Origin of the sequence: Mongoliibacter ruber, from assembly GCF_003003005.1 — a bacterium.
Classification (GTDB): Bacteria; Bacteroidota; Bacteroidia; order Cytophagales; family Cyclobacteriaceae; genus Mongoliibacter; species Mongoliibacter ruber.
Map to the genome: position 1 here is coordinate 182501 of NZ_PVTR01000009.1, position 17891 is coordinate 200391.

The window sequence follows — 17891 nt, forward strand, 5'->3', positions numbered from 1 at the left end:
AGTTAGATCATAATTTTCTTAAAAAAACATGAAATTTTCAAAAGAATTCAAGGAAGCTCTCTGCAATCTCCCTGAAAATGAAAAAGATAAGCTCTTGCTTCGCTTACTCAAAAAAAATATAAAACTGACTAATCGGCTCCATTTTGAACTGGTAAGTGATAATTCAGTTGACGAGGAAAGACAAGCCGTTCGAAATGAACTGGAAAAACAAATTCAAACCTTAGCAAATTATTCATTCTCTATTGGTTCTCTATTTATGGACGTTCGTTACCTAAGCGGAATGATCAATGAGCATGTCAGCAGGACCAATGACAAAATAGGTGAAGTCGATTTGAATATATTTTTACTCTGCCGTATCCTGGAAGAATTTAATAGTGAAATCTTAAATGTGACATACGCCAAGGCAAGAAAGTTCTGTACTTCTGTAATTGCCAGAGCCTTTAAAATTCTTCTTCTTATCAACAAATTACACCCTGACTATAGAATTGAATTTCAGGAAGGACTTCATAAAATGGGAAAACAAATAGGTGCAAATCCATACCTTATGGAAACTGCAATTTTCAATGGATTTGATGTCAATTGGCCATTAAAAGGCGAAATCCCTGAAGACATAGAGAAGTTTCATAAAGAACTGCGGAGCAAAGGTTATTTACGGTAATGAGACGTTGATCCTGTTGTCAATATTTAACCGTCTATGGCTTTTTTCAAATTCAATCGGGCTCCTTTAATTTATTTCCCTAAATTTGCACCAATTTAGCCGTCAGTAATTAACTCTCTTTTAAAACCTCATTAAGAATGCCTAAGGACTCCAGCATTAAACACGTTCTACTTATCGGTTCAGGACCCATTGTCATCGGACAAGCTTGCGAATTTGATTACTCAGGAACTCAAGCCTCCAGATCACTAAGGGAAGAAGGAATCAAAGTCACTTTGATCAACTCCAACCCAGCCACAATCATGACCGACCCGGTGACAGCAGACAACGTGTATTTGTTGCCGCTAGAAAAGAAATCTATCATCAAAATCCTTCAGGAGCATCCAGACATTGATTGTGTCCTCCCGACAGTAGGTGGTCAAACTGCCCTAAATCTTGCCATAGATTGTGATAAAGCAGGGATATGGAAAAAATTTGGTGTTCGTATGATTGGTGTTGACATTGACGCCATTGATACTGCCGAAAACAGGGAAAAGTTCAAAGCACTCTTGGAAAAAATCGGAGTAGGTGTCTGTTTGGGATCGACTGCCACCTCTTTCCTTCAAGGGAAAGAAATCGCCCAGGAAATCGGATTTCCACTGATCATCAGGGCATCCTATACTCTTGGTGGTGCTGGTGGTGCTTTTGTAGAAAAAGCCGAAGATTTCGAAAAAGCGCTTTCAGCAGGTTTGCAGGCATCTCCGGTACATGAGGTGCTGATAGAACAGTCCATTTTAGGCTGGAAAGAATACGAATTGGAGGTAATGAGGGACAACATCGGCAACATGATTGTCATTTGTTCTATCGAGAATTTTGATCCTATGGGTGTACATACTGGGGACTCTATCACAGTAGCACCAGCCTTAACCCTTCCTGACACTGTTTATCAACGCATGAGGAATTATGCCATCACCATGATGAACAGCATAGGGAATTTTGCAGGAGGATGTAACGTACAGTTTGCAGTAAGTCCAGACAATTCCCAAATTATAGGCATAGAAATCAACCCAAGGGTATCAAGGTCTTCAGCCTTGGCTTCCAAAGCTACCGGATATCCAATCGCAAAAGTCGCTGCAAAGCTGGCCATCGGATATAACCTTGATGAACTGACCAATTCTATCACGGGTACCACATCGGCATTTTTTGAACCTTCGATCGACTATGTAATTGTAAAAATACCACGTTGGAATTTTGACAAGTTCAAGGGTTCTGACAGAAGACTTGGCCTATCCATGAAGGCAGTAGGCGAGGTAATGGGGATTGGAAGGAATTTCCAGGAAGCCATCCAAAAGGCATGTCAATCTCTGGAAATCAAAAGAAATGGACTTGGTGCCGACGGAAAGGAATTGAGAGATCAGGACCAGATTCTTTACAGTCTTGCCAATCCAAGCTGGAACAGGTTGTTTCACGTGTACGATGCCTTTAAATTAGGAATATCATTCAGGACTATTCAAGATTTGACAAAAATCGACAAATGGTTCCTAAAACAGATTGAAGAGCTTGTACATGTTGAAGCAGAAATAGAGAAATATGAACTAGATACCATTCCACAGGAATTGATGGAGATGGCAAAAAGAAAAGGTTATGCAGACCGTCAAATTGCCCATCTGCTAGGGTGCCTGGAATCTGAAGTATTTACAAAAAGATACGATGAGATGGGCATCAAGCGAGTATATAAACTTGTAGACACTTGTTCTGCTGAATTTGAGGCAAAGACACCTTATTATTATTCCACATTTGGAGAAGAAAATGAAGCTATTCCTTCTGATAATAAGAAAGTAGTGGTATTAGGTTCAGGTCCCAACAGGGTAGGTCAGGGAATTGAATTTGACTATTCCTGTGTACATGGTGTGCTGGCAGCCAAAGAATGTGGCTATGAGACCATCATGATCAACTGTAATCCTGAAACGGTCTCAACAGATCCTGATATTTCAGACAGACTTTATTTTGAACCCGTATTCTGGGAACATATTTATGAAATTATCCTTGCAGAAAAACCTGTAGGCGTAATTGTTCAATTAGGCGGTCAGACAGCACTCAAGCTTGCCGAAAAACTGGATAAATACGGCATCCCAATTATAGGAACAAGCTACGAAGCATTGGATTTGGCAGAGGATAGGGGTAGATTCTCCACCCTGCTCAAAGAAAATGACGTTCCTTATCCAGAGTTCGGAACAATCCACAATACAGATGAGGCTCTAGAATTGTGCAAAACAATAGGATTCCCTCTACTTGTAAGACCATCTTATGTGTTAGGTGGACAAGGGATGAAAATCGTTATCAATGAAAAAGAGCTTGAAGAACACGTAGTCAACGTGCTTCGAGACATTCCTAACAATGAAATCCTACTTGATCATTTCTTGGAAGGAGCCATTGAAGCGGAGGCTGACGCTATCTGTGACGGAGAAAATGTCCACATCATAGGCATCATGCAACATATAGAACCTGCCGGAATTCACTCAGGTGATTCTTATGCTGTGTTGCCTCCATACAATTTGGGGGATTATGTCATGAGACAGATCGAAACATATACCAAAAAAATTGCCCTAGCACTGAGAACGGTTGGTTTGATCAACATGCAGTTTGCCATCAAAAATGATAAGGTTTATGTGATTGAAGCCAATCCAAGAGCTTCAAGGACTGTTCCTTTTATATGCAAAGCATACAGAGAACCGTATGTCAATTATGCAACCAAGGTAATGTTGGGTGAGAAAAAGGTTACCGACTTTGATTTCAAACCTTACAAACAAGGATATGCCATAAAAGAACCGGTGTTCTCCTTCCACAAATTCCCTAATGTAAATAAGGAATTAGGACCGGAAATGAAATCTACAGGAGAGGCCATTTATTTTATTGATGACTTGATGGACGATTACTTCTTGAAAATTTATTCTGAACGAAATCTATATCTAAGCCGTTAATTTCTAAAATAAGGACCTAGCCTTGCCTCATTTGGAGAGGCAAGGCCTATCTTATTTCTTGATTCTAGCATCTTACATCTATTGAAAATGGGTTTTATACTTAAATTTATATTTATCGCTGTTGCATTATCTTGGATATTCTCAAGCTTACTTAAGTTTTTTTTGAGGAGCAAGTTGAAGCAATTCGCCAATCATGCCAATGACCTTAAGAGGGAAGAAGAAAGAAGAAGAAAGCCGAAAGATGGTAATGTAAGTGTAGACCATATTCCGAAAGACTATCAGGAAAAAAGGACAAAGGAAATTAGAGGTGGTGATTACATCGACTACGAAGAAGTGAAGGACTAAAATCCTTCACTTTTTTTATTGAGTTCCAAAAAGTGAGTGGTATCGCCGAAGTGAGTATGTCTGCCGAAGTGAGTGTCTTCACTCGCTTCCCCTTTCCTCCTACCAGCTTACCCAATACCCGTTAATGAAGACACTAACGGGGGCAAAAAAATTAGATTTAGCGCCCAAATGAGTGTGTAGATCCTAAACGAGTACCTTTACCACCGCCGAAGTGAGTGTCTTCACTCAATTCTCTTTCCTCCGACGTAGTTATCCTTTACCCGTTAGTAGGGACACTAAGGGGGGGGGTGCGTTCTCTTTTGCTGATGTAAAAGGCTCAGCCGAAGTGAGTGGTATCGCCGAAGTGAGTGTCTTCACTCAATTCTCTTCCCTCCGACGTGGTTATCCTTTACCCGTTAGTGGGGACACTAACGGGGGCGTTCTCTTTTGCTGATGTAAAAGGCTCAGCCGAAGTGAGTGGTATCGCCGAAGTGAGTGTCTTCACTCAATCCCCAACCCTCCGACGTGGTTATCCTTTACCCGTTAGTGGGGACACTAACGGGGGCGTTCTCTTTTGCTGATGTAAAAGGCACAGCCGAAGTGAGTGGTATCGCCGAAGTGAGTGTCTTCACTCAATCCCCTCCCCTCCGACGTAGTTATCCATTACCCGTTAGTGGAGACACTAACGGGGGCGTTCTCTTTTGCTGATGTAAAAGGCACAGGGGAAGTGAGTGGTATCGCCGAAGTGAGTGTCTTCACTCAATCCCCTCCCCTCCGTCGTGGTTATCCATTACCCGTTAGTGGGGACACTAACGGGGGCGTTCTCTTTTGTTGATGTAAAAGGCACAGCCGAAGTGAGTGGTAACGCCGAAGTGAGAGTCAAATACCTCAACCCATAAAACAAAAGGCGCTAGAACATACACTTTTCTTAACGCTGAGATTGAATTAGATTTTTGTAGACAAACAGAAAGTTTATATATTCCAAAAAAAATTAAGCAATTTTATGAAAACCTTTGTTTTAAGTTTGTCCATTATTTTGGTTGCATTTGGAATAAATGCACAATCAATGAGTGTATCAGCCAGTGCTTCTTCCATAGAAGCAGAGGGTTGTTATGGGGAATACTTCCAGATTTTTTCTGAAAGAGGGGCTAAAGCAATCCCTGACGGAAATCATGATGTAGTCATCAGCATCATTTACAATGGTGAAAGTCAATGCTATTTTGGAAAAGCCAAGATCGAAAATGGAAAATTAGTACCGCCAGTTCAGATTCAAAAAGAAGATTTGAGTTATGCACCCGTATCTTCCCTTTATAGAAATCTTGATCAAGAGTGGTTGGATAAACAAAATACTGAAACATTATATGATGTTGTAGATGGAATGAGTAAAACCTTTTATTCAGAAGATCAACAAGCAGGAAGGGTATTTTTCTACACCTTTATCAATGACAAACCGAAGTCAAACAGGAAAGCACCTTCAGCTTCAGCCTTGATCAAAAACTGATTTTAAAGGTTTGAATTAAGGTGCAAATCTTAAGGTGGTTTGTTGCACAACTCCCGAAACTAACATGAATTCAATAATCTAAAAATCTCCCCAAAAAAGGGAGATTTTTTAGACTCCCAACGCTTAAAAAATTAGATTTAGCGCCCAAATGAGTGTGTAGATCCTAAACGAGTACCTTTACCACCGCCGAAGTGAGTGTCTTCACTCAATTCTCTTTCCTCCGACGTAGTTATCCATTACCCGTTAGTGGAGACACTAACGGGGGCGTTCTCTTTTGCTGATGTAAATGGCACAGCCGAAGTGAGTGGTATCACCGAAGTGAGAGTCTTCACTCACTTACCAACCTGCAATGCCACAGCTGAAAGCCTTTCGAAGTCTTGGATCCTATCAAAAAATCTTCCCCACCATCCTTTAACCTGAATTTCTTTTTCAATGCCTCCGCAGGCATACTGTAATTCCTCGTAATTACATTTACTAAACCATTGGGAAAAAGCTTTTTGATCTCTTTTTTGGGTTGGTTTATTTCAGCGATTACTGCAAAAACCCTTCCCGGATATTCCTCCACCAATTCTTTAGAGGTATAAAAATGTGAATTTGGATGGATTTTTTCCAAACCAAAACGAACGCCAAAAGTCTGGTATGCACCCGCTTTTAATATAACCGCATTGGGTTCTATAAGGTATTTTTCTGTAGTGTCAGAGATTTTACTAGTGGCATTCTCCTCCTCAATATAGGTAAAAGAAAATGTGGATTTACTTTCCCTATTGATATCAACAGTTTCAATTAAAGCTTCATCCTCTTTACCTTCTCCTGACCAAAACAACAAAATTTCTTTGACTTCATTTTTGACGGAAAGCACTATTACTTTGGACAGTCCAGGAAGAAAAGATAAGGCTGATTTTATATCCAACATAGGCGAGACTTTGACCATAATGGATTTTGCTCTGGACTTGAACATTTCCCAATATTGTACCACATTTGGTTCACAATCTTCAAGCTTAAACAACTTTTGGTTTCCTTCTCCCCTTCTAGCCGGATCCACAAATATCAGATCAACCTTTTCTACCACTTTGCCAAGGAAGTCAATACTATTGCCATTATAAAACCGGAATTTAGAAGGAGATAGCTGTTCAAGGTTATATTTTGATATTTCAAAAAGCTCAGGATTTTGCTCACAGTACATTACTATGTCAAAGTTTTGACCTACAAAAAAACTGTCTACACCCAAACCACCGGTAAGGTCTATCATTTTTCTTCCAGAAACCAGATCAGCCTTAAACAATGCTGTTTCCTCTGATGAAGCTTGTTCCATAGATAGACTGACTGGGAAAATCAGCTTTTCATTCCCATACCAGCTTGGTATTTTTGATTTGGCTTTTTGGCGGGCTTTGATTTGCTGCACAGCAAACTTCAGGTCGAATTCCACTTTCCCCATATAGGTCAAAAGCAATTGTGCAGGATCCTCCGTTAGGTGGTCCTGCACAAATTGTTTTATTTTATCGCTATATACTTCCGCTCCAGTCAAACTACACCATGCTATGTTCTACAAGATAGCTTGCAATCTGAACGGCATTGGTCGCAGCGCCTTTTCTAAGATTATCTGCCACTATCCACATGTTCAATGTGTTTGCCTGAGATTCATCCCTTCTTAGACGGCCTACAAAGACCTCGTCTTTTTTGTGCGCAGTCAATGGCATAGGATAAATATTATTGGCAGGATCATCCTGTATGGCCACTCCTGGCGTTTTAGCCAAAACCTCTATGACTTCATTCAAATCGAAATCCCGATGGAATTCTACATTGACAGCTTCAGAATGTCCTCCCATAGTAGGTATGCGGACAGTGGTAGCTGTCACTTGAATGCTATCATCACCAAAAATCTTCTTGGTTTCATTGATCATCTTCATTTCCTCCTTGGTATAACCATTTGGCTGGAACACATCAATATGAGGCAGCACATTCATATCAATTTTATGCGGATAAACCATTTCTGCAGCCTCTCCAGCTCTCTCAGCCATCATTTGATCTACAGCCGCCTTACCAGTTCCGGTCACAGACTGATAAGTAGAAACTACAATTCTTTTGATCTTGTACTTTTCATGCAGCAGGTTGAGAGCCACTACCATTTGAATCGTGGAGCAATTTGGGTTCGCAATGATCCTATCGTCAATTCTTATGTCCTTGGCATTGATCTCAGGAACTACTAATTTTTTAGAAGGGTCCATTCTCCAAGCCGAGGAATTATCAATTACAATTGTACCCACAGCTGCAAATTGTGGCGCCCATTCTAATGAAGTGCTTCCACCAGCAGAGAAGATTGCAATATCAGGCTTCTCAGAAACGGCCTGTTTCAATCCCTTAATGGTGTATTCCTTACCTTTGAAAGACATCTTCTTTCCTGCTGACCTTTCACTGGCCACGAGTAATAATTCATCAAATGGGAAATTGTGCTCTTCCAGCACTTCGAGGATTTCTGAGCCTACCAATCCGGTAGCTCCTACTACTGCTAGTTTCATTTTTGTTTAGATTAATTTTTTAAGGAACCGCAAAGGTAAAAGAAGAATTCCCAAAAAAAGATACATCAGGGCAGTATAATTGATTAGTTTCCAAAAATCTAGGCTGTTTTTTAAAAAAACATCAAAGAAATCTGCTTAATCGGATAATCTTATATAAAAATCAACCTCTTTTTTAATTTTATGTATCATGAAGAGGAGGTTTTTAAAGGGATTTCAAAAAATACTTTTGACCCTAATGTACACTTTTTACTCGTTTGCAGGCTTTGCTCAAATTCAAGATTTTGAGAAGGACTTTACTATTTTAAACCATCCTAAGGAATTCTTACCAAATTGGTCTGCGAATGAGGTGAGAGGTACTTCGTCAAGAGTTTTTCAAGCCAAGGGAGAAGGCAGATTTGGAAGCCAGGCCTTGGGGGTTCAAGCGATCAGCTCATTCAATGGAGTAATTTACCATAAAACCTCCACCAAGACCTTCACAAACCCCAAACTGGCCTTTTTTGCCAAGTCAAAATCTAATGGAACTGGAGACCGGCCTGTTTTGCCCTATATTTCATTTTCTTCAGATGGCGAAAATTATGAAAACCCCATTCAAGTAGGTGATGAAAAAACTTTCGCTAACCGCAACAATGACTACACACTTTTTGAAATACCAATACCTCTCATTTTTCAAAATCAAGATCTTATATGGATCAAATATGAGATCAGATTTGGCCCGGGAACTGGATCGGCTGCCAGATTTTTTATGGACGATGTGGGTCTTTTTGAGTCGGAAGAAGAGGTTGATCCTCTGAAAATCAAAAGAACAAAGACATTAAGTCCCTACTCTTTTTCTATGGACTTCAACAGAAAGATATTTCCTCCTGAGAGTCCTCAAATAAGTATAAGTGGAAACAAGATTGATTACTTACTTTTCCCTACGGATACCACTTTAATAATATTTACAGAACAACCGATTCCAGCCTTTTCAACTGTTGACATTTCAAACCTCAAGGACGGCACAGGTAAAGTGACTGCAAAAGTGTCTGAAATAGTCATAAATGAGATGATTACAATTGGTGAAGCTGAAATTCTTTCTCCCGATTTACTGAAATTACATTTTACCCAATTCTACTCGCCAAGCAGCGTAAGTCAGACAGCCAATTTTACAGTAAATGGAAAATCACCCATCAGCATTACACTCTCAGATGATCAATTCAGTATTCTTCTTGACTTAAATACGCCGCTAGTTTTAGACCAAACTGTCAATATTGTGGCTGAAAATATTGCCAATAATTCGGCTGAAACTAATCCTGACAAAAGCAGCCTTGAATTTTTATACAAAGATTATGTAGAAGATGTTTTTGCCCTTGACCCAAATACTATCTATGTACAGAGTAGTATTCCCCAAAATCCTGATGATATTGATGAACTCCATTTCAAAATAGAAGAATTTCCTGAGTTTGAATTCAAGGTCAGTTTGCCTGACAGCCTAATGCTCAAACTATATACAGATGCTCCACTTGATGAAGGCATTAATTATACACTGAACATACCTCATAGAAAAAGTGGTCGGGGACTTTTCCTTCCTGGTTCATCTCAGGCTTTTGTTTATGACATCACTCCCCCAGACTTGATCGAGGTGATCCTTCTGAATGAATCCACTTTATTGCTGATTTTCTCTGAAAAGATAGACCCTATATTCGCATCTATTCTTAATAACTATGCAATTGAAGGAACAAACCCCAGTCAGGTGGTCATTAGAGGCCATCAAATTATTCTTTCGTGGAACAGTAACTTTCAAACAGAACTGAATTATGTGCTGGAAATCAATAAAATCTCTGATCTCAATGGAAATTTCTCGGAAAATCTCATAAAGACTTTCAATGCAACACAATTCCCGGCTATTTCCTATAAAGACATTGTCATCAATGAAATAATGCCTGCCCCAAGATCAGGAAATATGCTCCCAAATGTTGAGTATGTCGAAGTATTTAACACAACGGAGCATCCGGTATACCTTGGAGGCATGCAACTGGCGAATTCACGGAGAGCGAGTATACTACCAAGCGCTGTGATTGGCCCCAAAAACTACCTCATACTCTCACCCAGAAACCAAAGCACCCAATTCGAAAAATATGGTGAGGTTTTGGGATTGACCAATTGGCCAACTTTACTCAACACGGCAGACCAGGTTAACCTCTTGTCTGCTACTGAAGAGGTATTGGACAGTTTAAATTATAATTCAAGCTCTTTTGGATCCTCCTCCTTTGCTAGTGGCGGCTATAGTCTTGAGCTTGCAAACCCATTCCTCAAATGCTATCTACCAAGCAACTTGAAGGTTTCTCAAGACCCTGCCCGCGGTACACCAGGGAAAGTGAATTCCGTTTTTGAAGAAACGCCTGACCTCTCTTCCCCAAAATTTCTCAGCTTCCAAATATTGGAAGCCAACATTGTCAGCTTGAATTTTGACAAAGTTCTCAATCAAGACCTGCGAAATGTAAACTTGGAAATCAGTCCAAACCTCAGCATTGCAAAAATCGAAATAGGGATTACTCCAAACTCGCTAATCCTTCATTTCGAAGAGAAAATAAAAGCAAATACAAAATACAATATCCGCATCAACAGCCTCAGAGATTGTAGTGGTAATTTATTTGAAGAAAAAGAAACCGTGTATTTCATCCTTCCTGACTTCGCATCAAAAGGAGATATTGTCATCAATGAGGTACTTTTCAATCCCAGAACAGGAGCACCAAAATTCGTTGAAATTTATAATTCTTCTTCAAAATTCCTCAACATGAAAGACTGGAAACTAGCCAATCTAAATACTTCTGATGAGGTTGCAAATAGACGAATCCTATTTTCGGAGGACATGATTTTAGAACCATTTTCATTTTTGGTATTTACAACTGATAGAGCAAAACTCAAACAAGAATATCCAAAGGGTAAGGAAGACAGGTTTGTGGAATACAGCTCCCTTCCAAGTTTCCCAATATCAGCAGGAAATGTTGTGCTGCTCAATCCTGAAGAAGAGTTGATCGAGATTTTCAGCTATTCAGAAAGAATGCATCATCCATTGATTAAGGAAAAACGGGGGATTTCCCTTGAAAGGCTTTCTCCATTTGCACCAGTCAATGACCCAAACAATTGGCAATCTGCTTCGTCATCAGAAGGATATGCAAGCCCTGGATACAAAAACTCCCAAAACTTTGAAGGAAATGAGGATTTCGGCATCGAAATCAGTCCGAGAGTCTTCGTTCCAGAAGCCGCGGGTGAACAACCATTTACTACTATCAGCTATTATATGTCCCAATCAGGAAAGATCGCCACAATGCGCATTTATCATCCTGGAGGCATTTTAATAAAAGAATTATGTCAAAACGCTGTCTGGGGAGAGAAAGGGTTTTACCTATGGGATGGTACAGACATGAATAATAGAAAAGTTAGGCCAGGACACTATATTATTTGGATAGAGATCTTTGACCTGCAGGGAAAAGTAACTCAAATCAGAAAAACTGTAGTTGTAGGTACCAAATTTTAAAATTATCTAGTTTAAAACTTCCAATTTCAGTATCTTAGAAGCATCCACTTAAAATTCTGAAAGCAATGAAACCCGATCTGATCACTCAAACATTAAAAACCTATTTCGTAGAAAAAGGCAAGACAATCAAGGTTATACAAAGATACCTTCGGGTTCATTACCGCCTGATCATGGATGAAAAAGTCTTGATGAAAAGAGTCCAAAACCTCTAAGATTTTAAAAACCGTCCAACGACGGTTTTTTTATTTTTGATTTTCAAATGCTAAGCGTATTTTAGGGGACTTTTCAATCACTCCAGGTAGATTGGATTACTCACCATTAAAACATTATTACTATGAGCCAAGAAGAAAAAACAGCATATTCTCCAGAGGAGCTAAAAGAGTTTGAAGAAATCATCATGAAAAAATTGACTGTGGCTAAGGAGGAATTGAGCTCACTTAAGCAGTCATTAAGTAAAAAGAACGATTCAGGAACTGATTTTACAGCTTCTACATCCAAACTTTTGGAAGATGGTGCAGACACTTTGGAGAGAGAAAGCTTGAGTCAACTGGCTGGAAGGCAACAAAAATTCATCATTAACCTGGAAAATGCTCTTGTAAGAATCAAAAACGGTACCTATGGAGTATGTGTGGATACCGGCAAATTGATTTCCAAAGATAGGCTCAGGGCTGTTCCTCACACCATGCACTCAATAGAGGCTAAACTTGCCAAGAAGTAATTGGAATTTCTGCATAAACATATTGAAGCCCTTATTTTCTGTGCCACATCTCCGCTAGCTATTGAAGAGATTCAAAAATGCCTATCGGAGATGTTTGAATCAGATGTACCAAAAGAGCATATCTTAGAAGCGATCACCATGCTTCAGGAAAAGTACAGCAGCGATGAATTTTCTTTTGCACTTGAACATTTAGGAGGTGGTTACCAGTTTTTAACAAAACCAGCCTACCAGGTAAGTATTTCCATTCTCCTCAAACAACAATCTCAGAAGAGGCTTTCCACTGCACAACTCGAAACATTGTCCATCATTGCTTACAAGCAACCTGTGACCAAAACTGAAGTTGAACATATTCGTGGGGTTAGTTGTGATTATTCTATTCAAAAACTTTTAGAAAAAGAATTGGTCTCCATAAAAGGTAAAGCGGACTCGGTCGGCAAACCAATACTCTATGGTACCAGCGAAAAATTCATGGAGTATTTTGGAATAAATAAAATATCAGATCTGCCGCAGCCAAAAGATTTCAGTCAGGAAGAAAATCAGATTGGAGAAGAAAAAGAGTAGGTTGTATCAGACCTTAAGCACTTCTGCGTGGGCTGAAATCAAGTACTTTCTCCCTGTACTCACCTCCTCACATAAAACTCTGGTCCTTCTAAGATGTTCTTTCGTAAATTTTCTCCCTTTGATCTCAAATTGATCTCCAGCCTGTAGATCTGCCAAGAGCAAAACTCCGTCATGTTTTTGCTTGTCATATGCTTTGATGACCTTGCTGAGAAAAAGATCTGCTCCTGTACTTGCTTTTGGATTTGACATGTGCTTGGTCAAAGCCAAGTGAATGTCTTGTGGAAAGACTCGATTTTCTAGCATGGGTATCATTAAGCCTTGGAATGTCATTTTCCATTCTATCCCGTGTGGTGCTATTTGGAGCCCATACTTTTTGAATGCCCTGTAATGTGCCAGTTCATGTAAATAGGTAATCAAAAACTGAAAAGAATTCAAATTATAATTGATAGAAATGGTCTGAAGTTTCCTGTCTCTCCTATACCTAAAATCCCCAAGTTTACTCTGCCTTTCTTTTGTAATCAAAAAATTAAATGGATCTTCCTTCCATAATCCAAAACAATAATCCACCGCAGCTTCGGGAATATGTTTTTGGAAAGCCTCTAAAAAACTTGAATCTTTACTCATGCCCGAATATAAAAAAAGTCCCACATTTCTGCGGGACTTTTTAATGGAATGAGAAGAAAATTAAGCTTCGATTTCTTCTTCAACTACTTCAACTGAATCTTCGATAGCACCTTCAACTTCTTCAGTAGACTCTTCAAGAGTTTCTTCTGTTTCTTCGATGATTACTTCGATTTCAGTTTCTTCGTTTGATTCTTTGTTTCCACAAGCAGCGGTAAATAACATACCAGCTACAGCGAACATTGCAAATACCTTTTTCATGATGTTTGGTTTGATTCTTAAAATTAAGCTCGCAAAAGTAATTCTTTACTACGGATATTCAAGCTTTTAAAAGAATATTTTTTATTTCTTTTTATAAGTAATTTTTATCGGAACGCCCTCAAAATCAAAGTTTTCACGAAGCCTGTTCTCCAAGAACCTGGTATAAGGTGTTTTGATATACTGTGGAAGATTGCAAAAGAATGCAAAAACAGGGTTTTTTGTAGGAAGTTGAGTGATATATTTAATCTTGATGTACTTCCCTTTATTTGCCGGTGGCGGATAATTCTCAATTTCAGGGAGCATCTTGTCATTAAGTTTTGAAGTAGCTACTTTCCTGGTTTTGTTATCATAAACTTTTACCGCCAGCTCAATTGCCTGGAAAATTCTTTGCTTGGTTTCTACAGAAGTGGAAATAATCGGAATCCATTTATTCTCACCCAACCTTTCCACCATATCCTTTTTAAGCGTGTCCAAGGTCTTGTGATCCTTTTCAACCAAATCCCACTTATTGATCATGATCATGATCCCTTTGTTGTTTTTGATACCCAAAGAGATAAGGTTCATATCTTGCGCTTCCAATCCTCGGGTAGCATCTACCATGATGATAAGCACATCAGATTCTTCCAATGTTCTCAGAGAACGCATCACTGAATAGAACTCAATGTCTTCTTTGACTTTGGCTTTCTTTCTGATTCCAGCAGTATCGGTAATGATAAAGTCTTTGCCATACAATTTATATCTGGTATGGATGGCATCTCGGGTGGTGCCCGCTTCATCTGTTACGATTGACCTTTCTTTTCCAAGAAGTGCATTTAGAAAAGATGACTTCCCTACATTAGGCCTTCCCAGAATGGCAATACGTGGAATTCCATCTTCTGGATCTTCCTCACCATCTTCAGGGAAGTGCTTGATCACCTCATCAAGTAAGTCACCTGTACCGCTGCCACTTGTAGCTGCAATGGTAAAAACATCATTTTCACCCAATCCCATAGCGTAGAATTCAGCTGACATCATTGCCTTTTCAGGAGTATCCGCTTTATTTGCCACTATAAAAACAGGCTTTTTTGTTGCTCTCAGCTCTTTGGCAAACTCCTTATCCAAATCTGTGAGACCGTCATGACAATCCACAACAAATAAAATGACATTGGCTTCTTCCAATGCAAGCTTTACTTGTTTGCGGATTTCTGCTTCATACATATCATCAGATCCGGTCACATAACCACCCGTATCGATGACTGAAAAAAACTTTCCACCCCAAGTGGCATGGCCATAATGCCTATCTCGAGTAACTCCCGACACATTATCCTCTATCGCTTTACGCTCTTCAATCAATCTATTAAAAAAGGTAGATTTGCCCACATTGGGTCTACCTACAATTGCTACTATATTTGCCATAATCCTATTACTTATTGGTCGTAACCAAATTTTCTCAACTTATTTTTATTTTTTCTCCAATCATCTTCTACTTTGACGAAAGTTTCGAGAAATATTTTCTTCCCAAAGAACTTTTCCATTTCCTCCCTTGCCTGAATCCCCACTCTTTTGAGTGCCTTTCCTTTATCTCCTATGATAATGCCTTTTTGGCTATTTCTTTCCACATAGATGACCGCTCGGATACGAATGATATTTTTCTCTTCATAGAAATCCTCTATTGCCACTTCGGTACTGTACGGGATTTCTTTTTTATAATTCAGAAAGATTTTTTCCCGGACAATTTCAGATGCAAAGAATCTCTCCGGCTTATCGGTAAGTTCTTCTTTATCGTAATAAGGTGGATGAATAGGTATCCTATCAAGGATTTCAACCAGAATGCGTTCGGTATTGAAACTTTCGGAGGCAGAGATCGGAATGACTGTTTCTGCCTTGATTCTTTGGGTCCAATAAGCCGTGACTTCTTCCAATTGATTTTCCTTAGAAAGGTCAATTTTGTTGATGACAAGTAGCACAGGAACACCTGAATTATTGATCTTTTCAATTACGTCTTCTATTTCTTCATCAGTTTCAAATAGATCGGTTACGAAAAGTATCACATCTGCATCCTCCAAAGATATATTAACAAAACCCATCATGCTTTTATGCAGCTCGTATTTGGGTTTGAGCATACCGGGAGTATCCGAAAATATCACCTGATATTGCTCATCATTGATAATGCCCATAATCCTATGACGGGTGGTCTGGGCTTTGGAGGAGATGATCGAAAGTCTCTCACCGATCAACACATTCATAAGTGTGGATTTGCCAACATTGGGTTTACCAACTATGTTAACAAAGCCTGCTTTGTGTGTATTTTCGGTCATGACTACAATTTTTTACACAAAGGTACTCTAATTTTTTGAGTATCTGATAGTTTAAGCTTCAATAACCAAATAAACTTCCGATCATGGATATAAAAACACTTATTTGTAAAATATTTCAGCGAAAAACGCCTCTCCATCAAGACTTTATTCCAAAATAATTATTTTAAAACTCATGCTACAACAAAAAAAGCCTGATGATATTTGCATTTTAAGAAACGGTCATATACTTTTGTGTCATCATTAAGGAGGAAGTCCTTAAAAAAACTGAAATAAAAAGCTCGAAAGCTTTAAAAATATATCGCGGGATGGAGCAGTTGGTAGCTCGTTGGGCTCATAACCCAAAGGTCACAGGTTCGAGTCCTGTTCCCGCTACTAAACAATCAGTTGGTCGTTTTACGACCAACTTTTTGTGTTTTATAGCCTCTCATTTGTGGTGTATCAATGTATTTAGATCCTATTTAATTCAAATTATCTCCAAGCATGCCCCCTTTTTTCAGGTTTTTGAGAATTATGAAAGCAAAAAATAAGTAGGTTGCAATGAGAGTTTAAATAGTAGCGTTTCCGAATTGATTGAATTTTTCTAGAAATCCCATTTCTTTTTCCATGCAGAAAATTCGGAAGGTTTGATACGATAACGTACAAAATTACCTTCATGAAGCTCGAGGAGTTCGGTTTCAACTACTTCAGAGAACCTAGATCGATCAATTTCAGGTAATTTTTTGGCTTCAGATTCAACTATTTCTGATGCATTTTCCTTTTCCGTTGCATTGCAAACAATTTGATTGACAATCGCACGTATTTCTTCCCGGTATTTCATACGAAATGGATCTGGTTCACCCAAAGACTGACGGATTGCAGCATAACGCATAGCGGATCGCTCATATGCCCATAGAAAAACATCCTTGAATAATTCGATTCGGTTTAATTCATAAATGCCAAGCATTCCTTTGATATAGGTTTGTTCTGGCACATCTACAAACGAAAGAGGTGCAAGATTGTGTCGATTCAACGAAATATTGGCTGCTAATCTAGATACTCGCTTATTGACATCATCAAAAGGCTGCAGGTAGGGAAGCTGAACCAATAGAAAAAAAGCCTGCTCAAATGGATTTTCTATTTGTCTTACTTTTGCCAGAATTAGGTCAAAAGATTCTTCGATGAGTTGCGGAATTCCTAACGGGGTAAACACGGAATTTGCAATTCCGACACCAAATGTCCTAAGCCTACCTGATGCTGCGGGATTGGGTAACAGGTTGTTTGAAAGAAGCGCATGTAGATTGAGAAAAGTATAGCGATTGAAGCCCACCTCATCAGAAGATTCTACCAAAAACTCAATAGCTTCTTTGTGGTTAAGAATCATCTGCGTTTCCATTGGAGATTTATTGGAGGGGGCTTTTCCATTATGTATAAGCAACTCCGTATCCAACAGGGAATAGGTGTTGCCTTCCAGTCTACTTGAATTCCAGGAAAGATCGATTAATAAACGGTTCAATATTTCTCTGGCATAGGTTCCGGCCGGCTGTTCATTATCCTTTGTTTTCCCCCATTCAGCTAGTTTTTGTTTTTCTTCTTTGCTGAGAAAACTGTCACTATTCGGGCGATAGTTTTCTAAAAAGGATCGAACATATCCGGCTGGTGTTTTTTGGATTTCAGGGTGGGAAACTAAGGCTAAAATAGCCTTTCCTTCTTCTGAAAGTGGAATGGTTGATTGTGGCTCCTCTGTTGATTTAATGCTTTTGGAATCCTGTGTTTGTTCAGGGATATTTGCATAATAACGTGTGGACCGAGCCTCTCCTTTCATTAGGATCAAGTTCTTTTCTCTAAGGCTTTTTAGTCTTCTTTGTAGCGCTCTCTTCTCAATTTGAAATGGGAGCAACCTAAGAAGTTGTTCTATTCCTAAACCATCAGAAGATGACGCAATCGTTTCTTCAATTAGTTGTAGCTCATCTCGATTTACCAT

15 protein-coding genes and 1 tRNA gene are annotated in these 17891 nt (G+C 39.2%); 9 read left to right on the forward strand and 7 right to left on the reverse strand.

Annotation, left to right across the window (positions count from 1 at the left end):
• Positions 1-28 precede the first annotated feature (28 nt).
• The 4 genes from CLW00_RS15705 to CLW00_RS15720 all read left to right on the forward strand — a co-directional run bounded on the left by CLW00_RS15705 (position 29) and on the right by CLW00_RS15720 (position 5440).
• Complete coding sequence (locus CLW00_RS15705; RefSeq protein WP_106134647.1) at positions 29-658, forward strand: hypothetical protein; 630 nt, start codon at positions 29-31, stop codon at positions 656-658.
• 137 nt (positions 659-795) lie between these two features.
• A complete protein-coding gene (gene carB, locus CLW00_RS15710) occupies positions 796-3615 on the forward strand; it encodes a carbamoyl-phosphate synthase large subunit (protein WP_106134648.1) in 2820 nt (939 codons plus the stop codon).
• A gap of 87 nt (positions 3616-3702) precedes the next feature.
• A complete protein-coding gene (locus CLW00_RS15715; RefSeq protein ID WP_106134649.1) occupies positions 3703-3960 on the forward strand; it encodes a DUF4834 family protein in 258 nt (85 codons plus the stop codon).
• A 982-nt stretch (positions 3961-4942) separates the two neighbouring features.
• Positions 4943-5440, forward strand: a complete 498-nt coding sequence (locus CLW00_RS15720) for a hypothetical protein (protein ID WP_106134650.1) — start codon at positions 4943-4945, stop codon at positions 5438-5440.
• 328 nt (positions 5441-5768) lie between these two features.
• Here the strand turns inward: CLW00_RS15720 and CLW00_RS15725 are convergent, their stop codons facing one another.
• Both CLW00_RS15725 and CLW00_RS15730 read right to left on the reverse strand, forming a co-directional pair.
• A complete protein-coding gene (locus CLW00_RS15725; RefSeq protein ID WP_245917317.1) occupies positions 5769-6923 on the reverse strand; it encodes a class I SAM-dependent methyltransferase in 1155 nt (384 codons plus the stop codon).
• 43 nt (positions 6924-6966) lie between these two features.
• Positions 6967-7956 carry an aspartate-semialdehyde dehydrogenase gene (locus CLW00_RS15730; RefSeq protein WP_106134652.1) on the reverse strand — a complete coding sequence of 330 codons (990 nt, stop codon included), beginning with the start codon at positions 7954-7956 and terminating at the stop codon, positions 6967-6969.
• A 235-nt stretch (positions 7957-8191) separates the two neighbouring features.
• Here CLW00_RS15730 and CLW00_RS15735 point away from each other — a divergent pair, with 235 nt between their 5' ends.
• From CLW00_RS15735 to scpB, 4 genes are all read left to right on the forward strand, one after another.
• Positions 8192-11473, forward strand: a complete 3282-nt coding sequence (locus tag CLW00_RS15735; RefSeq protein WP_170073230.1) for a lamin tail domain-containing protein — start codon at positions 8192-8194, stop codon at positions 11471-11473.
• Positions 11474-11538: 65 nt separating this feature from the next.
• Complete coding sequence (locus CLW00_RS21425) at positions 11539-11685, forward strand: hypothetical protein (RefSeq protein ID WP_170073231.1); 147 nt, start codon at positions 11539-11541, stop codon at positions 11683-11685.
• 122 nt (positions 11686-11807) lie between these two features.
• Entirely contained in the window at positions 11808-12191 is a 384-nt protein-coding gene (locus CLW00_RS15740) for a TraR/DksA family transcriptional regulator (protein WP_106134654.1), read from the forward strand.
• Positions 12192-12752: an SMC-Scp complex subunit ScpB gene (gene scpB, locus CLW00_RS15745; RefSeq protein ID WP_106134655.1), complete on the forward strand. Its 561-nt coding sequence runs from the start codon at positions 12192-12194 to the stop codon at positions 12750-12752.
• Between the two features lie 6 nt (positions 12753-12758).
• On the opposite strand, the gene CLW00_RS15750 is transcribed toward scpB, so the two are convergent.
• The 4 genes from CLW00_RS15750 to era form a co-directional block, all read right to left on the reverse strand.
• Entirely contained in the window at positions 12759-13376 is a 618-nt protein-coding gene (locus CLW00_RS15750) for a SprT family zinc-dependent metalloprotease (RefSeq protein WP_106134656.1), read from the reverse strand.
• A gap of 60 nt (positions 13377-13436) precedes the next feature.
• Complete coding sequence (locus CLW00_RS15755; protein WP_106134657.1) at positions 13437-13634, reverse strand: hypothetical protein; 198 nt, start codon at positions 13632-13634, stop codon at positions 13437-13439.
• A gap of 81 nt (positions 13635-13715) precedes the next feature.
• A complete protein-coding gene (der, locus tag CLW00_RS15760; RefSeq protein WP_106134658.1) occupies positions 13716-15029 on the reverse strand; it encodes a ribosome biogenesis GTPase Der in 1314 nt (437 codons plus the stop codon).
• 11 nt (positions 15030-15040) lie between these two features.
• The gene (era, locus tag CLW00_RS15765; protein WP_106134659.1) at positions 15041-15931 is read right to left on the reverse strand and encodes a GTPase Era; all 891 of its coding nucleotides are present in this window, start codon (positions 15929-15931) and stop codon (positions 15041-15043) included.
• Positions 15932-16230: 299 nt separating this feature from the next.
• Here era and CLW00_RS15770 point away from each other — a divergent pair.
• Positions 16231-16303 (forward strand) — tRNA-Met (locus tag CLW00_RS15770).
• Positions 16304-16511: 208 nt separating this feature from the next.
• Here CLW00_RS15770 and CLW00_RS15775 read toward each other — a convergent pair.
• Complete coding sequence (locus tag CLW00_RS15775; protein ID WP_106134660.1) at positions 16512-17891, reverse strand: Fic family protein; 1380 nt, start codon at positions 17889-17891, stop codon at positions 16512-16514.